Annotated in this window: 17 protein-coding genes; 12 read left to right on the top strand and 5 right to left on the bottom strand. The window is 60.5% G+C overall.

The genetic code is table 11. The annotated features are described in order from the left end of the window. Positions 1-216 precede the first annotated feature (216 nt). Positions 217-1,215 (top strand): hypothetical protein, encoded by a 999-nt coding sequence (locus Atro_RS01055; RefSeq protein WP_497926062.1) that lies wholly within the window; start codon positions 217-219, stop codon positions 1,213-1,215. A 159-nt stretch (positions 1,216-1,374) separates the two neighbouring features. Here Atro_RS01055 and Atro_RS01050 read toward each other — a convergent pair whose 3' ends face one another. Beyond that, positions 1,375-1,878, bottom strand: coding sequence for a hypothetical protein (locus tag Atro_RS01050; protein ID WP_497926061.1), 504 nt, complete (start codon positions 1,876-1,878; stop codon positions 1,375-1,377). A gap of 344 nt (positions 1,879-2,222) precedes the next feature. On the opposite strand from Atro_RS01050, the gene Atro_RS01045 reads away from it, so the two are divergent. Then, entirely contained in the window at positions 2,223-3,035 is an 813-nt protein-coding gene (locus Atro_RS01045) for an IS5 family transposase (RefSeq protein ID WP_497924896.1), read from the top strand. A gap of 65 nt (positions 3,036-3,100) precedes the next feature. Here the strand turns inward: Atro_RS01045 and Atro_RS01040 are convergent, their stop codons facing one another. Both Atro_RS01040 and Atro_RS01035 read right to left on the bottom strand, forming a co-directional pair. Further along, the gene (locus tag Atro_RS01040) at positions 3,101-4,828 is read right to left on the bottom strand and encodes a primase-helicase family protein (protein ID WP_497926060.1); all 1,728 of its coding nucleotides are present in this window, start codon (positions 4,826-4,828) and stop codon (positions 3,101-3,103) included. Continuing rightward, complete coding sequence (locus tag Atro_RS01035) at positions 4,825-5,874, bottom strand: PriCT-2 domain-containing protein (RefSeq protein WP_497926059.1); 1,050 nt, start codon at positions 5,872-5,874, stop codon at positions 4,825-4,827. The genes Atro_RS01040 and Atro_RS01035 overlap by 4 nt, the downstream gene beginning before the upstream one ends. Before the next feature lie 146 nt (positions 5,875-6,020). Between Atro_RS01035 and Atro_RS01030 the strand changes: the two genes are divergently transcribed. Both Atro_RS01030 and Atro_RS01025 read left to right on the top strand, forming a co-directional pair. Further along, positions 6,021-6,311: a type II toxin-antitoxin system RelE/ParE family toxin gene (locus Atro_RS01030; protein WP_090620103.1), complete on the top strand. Its 291-nt coding sequence runs from the start codon at positions 6,021-6,023 to the stop codon at positions 6,309-6,311. Beyond that, positions 6,312-6,605, top strand: a complete 294-nt coding sequence (locus Atro_RS01025) for an addiction module antidote protein (RefSeq protein WP_165893270.1) — start codon at positions 6,312-6,314, stop codon at positions 6,603-6,605. It abuts the gene before it with no gap. 31 nt (positions 6,606-6,636) lie between these two features. Here the strand turns inward: Atro_RS01025 and Atro_RS01020 are convergent, their stop codons facing one another. Then, complete coding sequence (locus tag Atro_RS01020; protein ID WP_497926058.1) at positions 6,637-7,134, bottom strand: hypothetical protein; 498 nt, start codon at positions 7,132-7,134, stop codon at positions 6,637-6,639. Positions 7,135-7,269: 135 nt separating this feature from the next. After that, a complete protein-coding gene (locus tag Atro_RS01015) occupies positions 7,270-7,497 on the bottom strand; it encodes a helix-turn-helix transcriptional regulator (protein WP_497926057.1) in 228 nt (75 codons plus the stop codon). 111 nt (positions 7,498-7,608) lie between these two features. On the opposite strand from Atro_RS01015, the gene Atro_RS01010 reads away from it, so the two are divergent. From Atro_RS01010 to Atro_RS00975, 8 genes are all read left to right on the top strand, one after another. Next, complete coding sequence (locus tag Atro_RS01010; protein WP_497926056.1) at positions 7,609-8,250, top strand: LexA family transcriptional regulator; 642 nt, start codon at positions 7,609-7,611, stop codon at positions 8,248-8,250. Positions 8,251-8,350: 100 nt separating this feature from the next. Next, entirely contained in the window at positions 8,351-9,178 is an 828-nt protein-coding gene (locus Atro_RS01005; RefSeq protein WP_497926055.1) for a hypothetical protein, read from the top strand. A gap of 139 nt (positions 9,179-9,317) precedes the next feature. After that, entirely contained in the window at positions 9,318-9,845 is a 528-nt protein-coding gene (locus Atro_RS01000) for an adenylyltransferase/cytidyltransferase family protein (protein WP_497926054.1), read from the top strand. 35 nt (positions 9,846-9,880) lie between these two features. Beyond that, on the top strand, positions 9,881-10,075 hold the full coding sequence (locus Atro_RS00995; RefSeq protein WP_497926053.1) for a hypothetical protein: 195 nt from the start codon (positions 9,881-9,883) through the stop codon (positions 10,073-10,075). Further along, positions 10,072-10,194, top strand: coding sequence for a hypothetical protein (locus Atro_RS00990; protein WP_497926052.1), 123 nt, complete (start codon positions 10,072-10,074; stop codon positions 10,192-10,194). Before Atro_RS00995 ends, Atro_RS00990 begins: the two co-directional genes overlap by 4 nt. 285 nt (positions 10,195-10,479) lie before the next feature. Further along, positions 10,480-10,740, top strand: a complete 261-nt coding sequence (locus Atro_RS00985) for a hypothetical protein (protein WP_497926051.1) — start codon at positions 10,480-10,482, stop codon at positions 10,738-10,740. Next, positions 10,737-11,159 (top strand): hypothetical protein, encoded by a 423-nt coding sequence (locus Atro_RS00980; RefSeq protein WP_497926050.1) that lies wholly within the window; start codon positions 10,737-10,739, stop codon positions 11,157-11,159. The genes Atro_RS00985 and Atro_RS00980 overlap by 4 nt, the downstream gene beginning before the upstream one ends. Next, positions 11,156-11,338, top strand: coding sequence for a hypothetical protein (locus Atro_RS00975; protein ID WP_497926049.1), 183 nt, complete (start codon positions 11,156-11,158; stop codon positions 11,336-11,338). The genes Atro_RS00980 and Atro_RS00975 overlap by 4 nt, the downstream gene beginning before the upstream one ends.

Below are 11,338 nucleotides of genomic sequence, written 5' to 3'. Positions count from 1 at the left end.
GCCACGGCGCGGTGCAGCTCCGCCACCTGCGTGCGGTACGTTCGCTCGCTGATCGAGCTGGGCAGCCACAAGGGGCTGCTCGCCGGCGTGGACGTAGCGCATCTTAGTCAGGGTGTAGAAGCCGACAAAAAGCCTTCCTTACCCAATTACCGCAGAATATCGATTAGCATACGCACTCTATATGCCAGTAATAGTTACAAACCAGGGAACATTGAAATGCAAAAGTTTGGATGGAGTCAATGGCGGAGACTACACGCTAAATTCCGAAAAAGTGGGCGCAAATCAATCGAGCGCTGGGGACTATCCTACTTACACTCAAAATCTTCCTTAGAGTCTTTAGCTTATTCAGTTGCATCAGTCCTCGGAAAAAACGGCCGACACTCCATAGTTTCTGCCGAGTCAATTTGGATTGATGGAACACCACAAGCCGTAGCAGAAACCTCTTCAGGCTTACAAATAAAGTGCGAACTCGCAGACCTGCTATTCATACTTGAAGAAAAGAGCACAAATGGAAACATCCAAAAAGAGACAGGACTACTCATACAAGGGAAAGCAACACCTAAGCACAACAAACTAACATCTGGCAGCTCAACAAAAAAAGAACGTCAGCTTCTTGAGGGCATGGATAGATCAAAGCCTATCGAGCTGTATAGAGCTACAAAAATTAGCCACTCATCAAAAATAGGATCATATATCTTAAACGGCATACCTTTCGGAATGGGCGACTGCAGCCGCTACTTACTCATGCCAAAATCAGTCCAGTGGCGTATTTTTGATCTAATTACATATCCTTCGGATCGCCTAACAATTGCTCCCTTTCAAGTCGGCTGGCCACGGTCAATTCGATCTCCATACCTCCAGTCCCCAAGAGGCATTGTGGAGGCAGTTCAGCGGATGGTATTACTTGGCGAAATCGGGAAGGAAATAACAAACCCATTCACATGCGAGTGGACCCGCCTAGTCAACGATCTTCGCGGAAACTATCTCGGATCCCACATGAGTGGATATGGCGGACAAGAAAGAATAAACACTTCCTGCGAATTTTGTTCACTTTACCATTCAGGCACACAGACAATTATCAAAAATATCCCACCTACACCACCAAAGCGCCCACCAGAAGGGAAAGCATCAGATACGCAAGCCAACTTCCCACCATCAATTTCCATTTTAAAACTTACAATTGTAAATCTTGATGGAGATGATGTCCCAACATAGAAAGCCGGTGGGATAGACAACGGCCCAGCCTTGTCTACCGATGCCAACGGTGGGTAATCGCTGCGCGAGTTACCCACCCTACGGCTGACCACTACGCAGCAGCCCAAAGGCCCGCCCTCCCCGCCTGGCCTTCCACTGTCCAGCCGCCACCCAGCTCTCTCAACCCTCCCCCACCAACACCCGCCAAGCCGCCCGATCCGCCGCCCGCAATCGCCCCTCCAACCGCTCCAGCACGGCCCTGTGCAGCTCGGCCACCTGCGTGCGGTAGGTCCGTTCGCTGATCGCCAGCTCGGCGAGCTGGGCGGCCACTGAGGGCTGCTCGCCGGCGTGGACGTAGCGGACCCTGGCCAGGGTGTAGAGCGTCAGCCCGCGGCCGCCGAGGCCGCCTTCTTCGCGTGGGGCGCTCAGGGAGCGCAGCACGTCGTCCAGCACGCGGCAGACGCGGCTGTACTGGGCGAACATCGCCGCCACGCCCAGGCCGGGCTCTCCGCCGCTGCTGCGGCCGCCGCCAAGCCACTGGTCGGTATCCCCCAGCGGGGAGCGCACCGAGGCTTCCAGGGCCGGCGCTGCGCGTTCCTGGCCCCATTGGCGCAACAGGTCGTCCACCGCCGCCACCATGCCGCCGGCGCGCACCCGGCCCTTTTCTGCGCTCTCAACCGTCATATCCCTGCTCTCCTTCTGGTCGAATCGAACCCTAGTCAGAAAACCCGCAACCCAAGACAGAACCCTAGACACTGGAAAGCCTTTAAATTCAAAGGCTTGAAAGCCATTTACTAGGGTGTCTAGGGTTGCTAGGGGTTTTCCTTCACGCATGAGAAAAAATCGTCGGCACGCTTCGAGGTGCCGCAGTTACCGCGAATAAACGTGCCCGCGTACGCGCGCGCCCGCGTGAACCCTAGACACCCTGGACAGACTCCCGCCAAGCCAGTAACGACGCGGGTTTGCGCTGGCTAGGGTTGGTGTTTTCGACCCTAGAGCCTGTTATTAACCACTGCTTTGGTTATCGTTTGCAGTTAACCCGAAAACCCTACCCCACCGATGTCAGCGATGAGGAGTGGGCCTTCGTGGCGCCCTATCTGGCGCTGATGCCCGAATCCTCCGCCCATCGCGTCCACAGCCTGCGCGAGGTCTTCAATGCCCTGCGCTACATCGTCCGCGGCGGCCTGCTCTGGCGGCAGATGCCGCATGATCTGCCGCCGTGGCAGGTGGTGTATCAGCAGACCCGACGCTGGATCGAGGCCGGCGTCTTCGAGGAACTGCTGCATGATGTGCGCGAGTTGATCCGGGTGGCGGACAAGCGCAAGGCTCAGCCCAGCGCCGTGATCCTCGACAGCCGCACCCTGCAGTCGACGCCGGAAAGCGGCGCACGGGCCGGCTATGACGGGGCCAAACGCCGCAAGGGCTCGAAGGTGCATATGGCCGTGGATACGCTGGGGCAGTTGCTCGCCCTGCGGGTGACGCCCGCCAACGAACAGGACCGCGCCCAGGTGGCCGCCCTCGCCGAGCAGGTGCAGCGGGTGACCGGTGAGGCGGTGGAGGTTGCCTTCGCCGACCAGGGCTACAGCGGCGAGTCGGCGGCCCGACAGGCAGAGGCGCATGGCATCCAGCTGGAAGTGATCAAGCACACGGAAGCGAAGAAGGGCTTCATCCTGCTGCCCCGGCGCTGGGTGGTCGAGCGCAGCTTCGGCTGGATGGCCCGCTTTCGAAGACTGAGTCGGGATTACGAGCGCCTGGCCTCGACGCTGGCGGGCTTTCACTTCATAGCCTTTGTTTGCCTGATGTTGCCGACTGCTCTCAAGGCCTTGGCAACACTCGGCTGATCAAGAAACGAACGGGTTAATAACAGGCTCTAGACAGACCCTAGCAACCCTAGACAGGCGAGCCATCAGGCCACCTCCATGGGTTTTTCGGCTTCCATGGGCACGGTGAAGCCCTGGCACTTCTCCCACTTCTCCGGCTCCCAGCCGGCCCAGTGCGCAGCGCGGCGGAAGGCGCGGATCTTCGCGCCCACGGCCTTGCCGTCGCTGGGGTTCACGCTGTCTTCCTCGGGGACGAAGAGCATCGAGCGTCGTCGCACGCCGTCGTCGCCGTACCAGCCGATCTGGCCGTTGGTCTTGGGCACCTTGGTGGAGAGGAACAACGAGAGCTTGGTGGCGCTGAGGGTGTGCTCGCGGTTGCGCGAGCACCAGACCAGGAACAGGTCGTGAACGTCCTCGGTGCGCGCCACGCCGAAGGGCACGCCGAGGGTTCCGTACTTCCAGGCCACGAAGAAGTTCTCCCAGCTCGCCCGGCTCAGGGCCACCAGCCGGTCGCGCGCCTCGGTGTGCGGCGGGCGGGTGCGCCGGTTGAAGTCGCCCAGGTCATAGCTCAGCAGGTAGCCGTACAGCGCCTCGAGGCCGCCGTTGGCCAGCTCGTACTCCACGTCCTTCTGCCGCGCCTCGGGCAGTGTTTTCTCGGGCCAGATCACCAGCATGCGCCGGTCGTTCTCGCTGATCGGCCAGGGCATGATTTCGTTGGAGAGGAAGACGGCGTTCATGTGGTTGGCCTCTTCCCAGCCGTTGACGAACTTCGACTCCATTCGCACCGTCTTGCCGGTGATCATGTGCTTGATCTTGCCGACCTGGTTGTAACGCTGGTCGCGGCTCACCACTTCCTCGAACACGGCGTAGAGCTTGTTCGACTGCCACACCGTCCAGTTCGACTCCAGTTGCGCCTGGCCGACCGTGGCGGCGTAGGCGCCGTAGATCGCACCCATGATGTCCGCCGACAGCAGGCTCTTGCCCGAGCCTTCCATCGTCGAGTGCATAAGCACCGCCGTGTCCATCTTCGCGCCCTGGTGCTGGAGCGGGTACGCCAGCCAGCAGGTCAGCCAGTGCGTGGCCTCCGGGTCGCCGTTGCACAGAAAGCCGATCATCCCGCGCAGCGTCCGGCACTTCTCCGGCGCGTCCAGCGGCGTGAGCGGCAAACCCTCGAAGGTATTGATGTAGACCTCCGGGTCTTTGGTCATGGTCGGGTCGAAGACGATGTGATCCATGTCCACGGTGCGCCGCTGCGGGCTGTTCAGCCACAGGCCGTAGGCATCGCCGAGGGCCATCTTCACCGCCCCCTCCGGCACGCGCCGGCGCTTGGCCACGTCCCAGGCATCCTTGGTCCCGTCGATATAGATGTAGCGCTCGGTCGGCGGCAGCCCGGTGCCGCCCTCGCGTGCCGCCTTGCCGGCCAGCTTCGCCTGATCGACCAGCCGCTGCGCCTGATCCTCGGCGATCAGCTTCTTGTCCAGCCGCTCGAACCAGGCGCTGGCCACCGGCTTGGTCACCAGCGCCTCGAACGCCGCCTTTTTGACGATCGCCTGCTTGTGCATGTCGAAGACCGCCGTCTTGCCCTCGACCAGCGCAAATCGCTGGAAGACCTTCGCGGCAATCGCGCCCTCCCGCCGCGCCTTGGCTTCATCACCCTCCCCGTCCCCCTCGGAAGCCGCAGCCGCCTCGGGCGGCTGCACCTCAGATGGGGCGCGGGGAAGAGCCAGCGCCTGCGCGAGCTGCGCGCGCACCGCCTCCAGCCCGTGCGCGACGTGCAGGTCGTTCCAGTCCAGCTTCCGTGCTTCGTTCGTCATGCCGCGTGCTCCATCGCCCCGGCCGGCAGCGCCGGGAAGGCCGCCACCGCATCCAGCGCCGCCGCGGCGGCTTCGGCTTTGGTGCGGCCCGGATTGCCCGGCTGGCTCGGGTCGTCGTCGCCGGCGAACAGCAATGCGGCCTCCGGGTGCAGCTCGCGCAGCGCCCGGCCGACTGCCAGCAGGTTGCCCGCATCGAACGCCACTGCCACCGGCCAGCCGGTGGCCTCGTGCACGCTGGCTGCCGTCGCATAGCCCTCGGCCACCGCCAGCACGGCGGCGCCGGCCGGTTCGCCGATCAGGTGGAAGCAGCCCTGCTTGCGCCCGTACTTCGGGAACAGCTTGGTGCCCTGCCCGTTGATCGACTGCAACGCCCACAGCCGCCCCGCCGCATCGCGCAGCGGCACCGCCATGTAGCCCTTGCGGAACACCAGCATCGACAGGTGCGCTGGGCGTGGCTTCGGCACCAGGCCCAGCCAGCGCTGGGCATCCTCGCCGACCCAGATCTGGCAACGCTCCGCCTGATCGTCGATCTCCAGCACCACCAGCCGCGAGAAGTGGCCCACGCCGTGGCCGCCCACCCGCTTGCGCTGCAGGTAGTCGCTCGCGCCCTCGGGCCGGCAGTGTTCGGCCCAGATCCGCCCGCACGCCTCGGCCACCGCCTCGCGCATCCGTGCCGAACGGGTTTCGTCCGCCTCCACCTCGGCCTGCCGCGCCTGACGCCTCGCCTCCAGTTGCTCGGCCAGCCGGCGCCGATCCTCGCGGCTCAGCTCGCGCTTTTCCAGCAGCCAGCCGGCGTCCTTCGCCAACTTGATCACCGTGCCCATGCCGGTGCCCGACTTGCGGAACGACCGCCACACCGTCTTGGCATCGCGCGGGCTGTAGCCGGTGCCGGACTGGCTCCAGTCGTCCCAGGCATCGAAGGCCGCTTCGCCGAACTCAACCTTCAGCCCCATGCCGACCTGAATCCACACCTCCCGGCTATCCGCCGGGATGAAGCGCAGCAGCAACGGCAGATCGGCCAGTTGCAGATCCAGCTTGCCGCTCATCGGCGTCGCTCCTTATCCCTACCCACGGCAAAGAAAACATGCAGGCCAAACTGGCCAAGTCGATGCCCCTGAAGACGAGGGAGCAAGGGCGCCGCACCGCATCCCGTGCGCTTGACAGGTGTAGCCTTTTGGCTACAGTGCGAGCCATGTATTCCATCATCGAAACCGAAGCCTTCAGCGACTGGCTGAGTGGGCTGAAAGACACCATCACCCGTATGCGGCTGATCAAGCGCTTGCAGCGTGCGGCGCTGGGCAATCTGGGCGACGTGAAGCCCGTTGGCGAGGGCGTGTTCGAGATGCGTGAGTTCTTCGGCCCCGGCTGGCGGATGTACTACGTGCAACGGGGCGATGTGCTGTTGATCATGCTGGGCGGCGGCGACAAGTCCAACCAGCAACGTGACATCGAGCGGGCAATTCAGTTGTCCAAGGAGCTCTGAATGACCAAAGCCAAATTGAAAACGCGCCCCTTTGATGCGGCCCACTACCTGAACAGCGAAGAGGACATTGCGGCCTACCTCGACGTGGTGCTGGAAGATAACGATCCAAAATTGCTGGCCGTCGCCCTGGGCGATATCGCTCGTGCGCGCGGCATGACCGAACTGGCCAAGAAAACCGGCCTGTCGCGTGAGAGCCTGTACAAGAGCTTGTCCGGCGAGCGGACCCCCAGTACGGAAACGCTGCTCAAGGTTATTCATGCCTTGGGCTTCAAACTGACGGTCACGCCCGCCTGATCGCGGCTGAACGCGGGCCTGATTCGGGGCATCAGTCATCGCACCCCTCCCGATCGCGCTCCATCGCCTCGCGGGCGCCGGCCATGATGCCCAGCACCGCCTCGATCACCTCGTTGCCGTGGCGCTCCAGTTGCAGCACCTCGCGCTCGTCCCAGCGGCTGTCCGCCAGGCCTTCGTGCAGGCTGCCGACGAAGCGGCTCTTGCGGGCCAGCACCTCGGCCAGCGCCTGCAGCGCATCCGCCGTGGCCGGCACCGGCCGGGCGCGATAGAACACCCCGCCCTTGATGCGGGCGATGGTGCGCAGCGTCTCGGCCGCCTCCACCAGTTCGAGCCAGCGCTCGAAATCGCGCACGCTCAGCAGGTGGTCCGGGTAGCTGATGGAAAGCTTCTTCTGGTAGCTGTTGTAGGGAAGGCCCAGCGTCGCGCACACCGCGACCGGGCCGCCGCGTTCGCGGCGAGTGTCGTGGTCCACGGCCTGCTCCAGGGTCAGAGCGGGGCCGAGGCCACGGGTGGGATCTATTCGAGACATTGGCGTTAATTCCTCGCCCACGCCGTGGCCAGACGAAGACCAACTGGCCTATCATCTGCCGCGACGTGATGCTTGCTGTGTGACGTCACGCTGGCGGTGGTTGCCGTGGTGGGTGCCCCGCCAGCACCTTTTCCTCTACGCGGCCTGCGCGTCTTCTTCTGCTTCCGGCGGGAATACCTCTTCCAGCGTGCATACCGCGCCAAGCTCGTTGAGTGCGGCAACCAATCGCCGTGCCTCGGTCAGCTTCGGCTGGCGGCGCCCTTTCTCGTAATGGCCGATAGCGGCCTGCGTGATGCCAAGCTTTGCGGCCAGTTGCTGCTGCGTGATCCGTGCTGCGGTACGGATGTTCTTGAGTGCGCTCATGGCGACCTCCAATGTGCTTCGGCGCAAAAAAATACAATTTGTATTTGATCGACGCAATAGCAATACAGCATGTCGATTGCCGAAAATAATACGGAATGTAGGATCTGAGCCATGAGCACATGGTACGAACAAGCCAAAGCGCGCATGCGCGAGCGGCAAATCAGTCAAGAGCAGATGGCCGAGCGCATGGGCGTAACCCAGGGCGCCATCGGCCACTGGCTCAATGGCCGCCGCGAACCGAAGCTGGAAGTCATCAACCAGATGCTTGAGCTGCTCAACCTACCGCCCTTGGTAGTGACGGCTCCGCCAGCAGAGAGCGAAGAAACACCACTCGTACACGAAGGGAAACTGGAGCCGAGCGCATTCCGGCGCGCACCAATGAAAGGCATCGCACAACTAGGCCCGGACGGATACTGGGACGTACTCGATTACGCGGGCGGCTGGGTCGACATCCCCTCCAGCGACCCGGACGCCTACTCCCTGCGCGTGCGCGGTGACTCCATGTCCCCAGCCATCCGCGATGGCTGGGCAGTATGGTGCGAGCCAAACCGCGATCCCGTGCCTGGCGAATACGTGATGGTCCGCTGCACCAACGGACGGCAGATGGTCAAGGAACTGCTCTATGCCAATAGCGAGTGCGTGAGCCTGATGTCAATCAACGCCAACTATGGAAGGCTGACGATTCCGTTGAGTGAGATTGAGCATATTCACCCGATTGGGGGGATAGTGCCGCCGAGTAAAATTAGCTACTGATCGCTGAAGCACTACGAAAAGCTACAAAAACCACCTAACGAGTAAAACCAAAGGTTTTACACCTACCCACCAACACCACCCCAACTAAACCACAGAGTCCATGCAGGGACTTCACCCAAAATCAAATCCAAAGCAAACCAGCACCAAAATGAAACTAATTAGCTTTATAGCAAGCCTGATTTTCGATAGATTTATCAAAATCATCACCAGTCCGCGCACCCCTTATACGAAGCTCGCACTAACATCACTAGTAATCAGCGGGGGAGCCTTTACAAGCTCGTTTTGGCTACAATTATTGGAAGGCACTTTATCAAAATCCCACCCACAACAACTCTGTGATCAAATTCCACCAGCACTATCTGGAACATTATTTCTAGCTGTGACTTTATTGTTCGCCGCTCTTGCCCAGCGGTATACAACAAACCAACCAGAGCCAATCGTCGATAAAAAGTCAATCACCCACCTTGCCAGAGTTGGACTTTCAAATATTTACTCTTACTGCGGGTCAGTGCTAGCAATTTCTGACATCGAAGCTATCGTCACATCAGAGGATACCAGCCTAGATCTAGGGAGTATTAACGGAACATCTGTTTCTGGAAGAATCCGAACACTTGCAGCATCTTTCAATAAAGACGGGACGCTAAATGATGATTTACTGAAAAAGCATATTGACCAATGGAAGTCAAATCAACCACATGCCGGCCCTTATCAATTAGGAGTATGCGTTCCAGCCCCACCATTTAATGCATCCCACGTAGGGATAAAGTCAATTATTCATGCAGTCGCACTTGAAAAACTAGGATCAGGCATAAAACTCATTGACGAACCAACCAACAGGAAAATCATTAAATTCGCCATTCAGCACTGTAAAACAAAAAACTACTCATCACTATTCATTCCAGTCTTTGGCCTAGGCAGCGGGGGATAGCAAAAGAAGAAGCCATTTTAAAAACAATATCACCACTAATAGAAGAACTAACCAACAGCAACCACCCGCTAAACGTATATATTGGAACCTATAGAATTACAGACACAGCATTTCTTGCAAACAAATTATTAAAACTAAAATGAGCAACCCCCTCCAAAATCCAAATAAAATTGCAAGCAAACCACAAAGAAGCCCGAATATTATCGGCTACACATCTGGGGTTTTTGACCTTCTCCACGAAGGGCATATAAAATACTTAAAACTATGCAAGTCCTTCTGCGACACCCTAATCATCGGGATCGATGATGATGAGCTAGTAAAGAAAAAAAAGGGAAATAATCGCCCGTTTGAAAAGATAAAAACACGAACAGATAAAATTTTAAGACTTAAATTAACAAAGGAAATATTTATAAAAACAGCATCATCAGATGAGCTATTTAAAACACTCAAACCGAATAGGTTCTTTATCCCAAATAATCGAACCCTAAAGCAATCCCGTTATTTGTTACTTGCTGAATTATCGATTGAGCTTATTGTAATTCCGTATACAGAGGGTATTTCTACGAGCATTGTAGCCCAGCAACGCTATCCCACTGAGCATAGCGCCCTCTCAAGAGCCGGCAGCAAAAGCACAAAATGTATTTACCATAAAAAATACGATACGTAATATCTCCGTGCATCTCCATACACGGAGCACCCACCATGCCCACCCAACACAGCAAGCCTTCCCCCCGCTGCCCGGTCTACCTGCACCCGGCAGCAGCCTCCAACCCCGCTGTCATCGCCCGCATCCAGCGCCGCACCGGCCTGCTGGTGATCGCTGGCGGTAGCCGCAAGCCCGCCGCCCTGCGCCCTGCCGACGCCGACCTAGGCCCGTTCGGAGGGGATGCCGCGTGACGCCCGCAGCACAGGCACTCCCTCGGGAGGACAGCGCACGCGCCCCGCTGATCGTCTACCTGAGCCATCTGGCGGCGTTTCTCGACCGCGCCGAACAAGACGCCACCAAGGTGGCATGACCCTGCCCGCGCCGGCCCACCACGACCGCCGGCGCGGCCCGACAAGGAGCACAGCAAGCATGGAACTCCCCCGAGCAGATCGCCGCCATCGTCGGCACCACCCTCGCCGCCGCCACCTGCTACATCACCGGCAAGGCCGAGGGCATCCGCCTCGGCCTGCAACGCGGCCACCGCGACGGGTACGGCGCAGCGCTCGACCAGCTCGAACCCGATCTGCACGAAACCACCCGGCGCCTGAACAGCGCCGAGCGCATCCTCGCCGCCACCCAGGCCGAGCTGGGCCATGTGCAGGACCAGCGTACCCGCGAACGCCGGCAGGCCGCCGAAGCCCTGGAGGAAGCCACCCTGCGCCTCGACGCAGCGCAGGGCCTGAACGCCGGGCACAGCGCCCTGTTGCGCCAGGCCTGCATCAATCTGGACCTGGCCGCCGCCACCTGGGATGCCATGACCGCCACCCGCAAGGCCCGCGACGCCCGCGCCGTGGCCGGGCAGTTGCGCGAGCTGGCAGCCGTCCTCGGCCCGGAGCAGCAGGAGGTGGCGGCATGAGCACACCCTACGCCTGGATCGGCAGCGCCGGCTTCTACCCCACCCGCCTGGAAGGCGTGGCCAACGGCGAGCAACGGCTCACCCCGGTCTACCTCCAGCCGTCCCCGGCCAGCCAGGCGGCCGCCGACATCCTCGCCGAGCGCCGCCGGCAGATCGGGCAGGAGCAGTGGTGCCCGGAGCACGACGACAAGTACACCCGCGGCGAACTCGCCTGCGCCGCCGCAAGCTACGCCACCTCGGCCCACTGGCAGGCCATCGGCTACGACACCTGCAACCCGCCGCCGCGCTGGCCGTGGAGCGAAGCCTACTGGAAGCCCACCAGCGCCCGCCGCGATCTGGTGAAGGCCGGGGCGCTGATTCTGGCGGAGATCGAAAGGCTGGACCGGATGGAGAGCGGGAAGCGGGAGGCTGGCCGATGATCAAGGCAGTCGATCTTTTCGCCGGGCTGGGTGGCTGGTCTACCGGCGCCCGCATGGCCGGCGTCGGCGTCCTGTGGACCACAAACCCATGGGCCTTGGTCGTCGAGTTCAAGCGAATTCAACCAGAACCGCATAACACACTCCCCGGCCTGCGCCGGGCAGGAGACTTTTGCCTGTGA

This window comes from Azotobacter tropicalis (assembly GCF_059739045.1).
The sequence above is the reverse complement of the archived record's forward strand: the minus strand, read 5'-3'. Positions and strand labels throughout refer to the sequence as shown.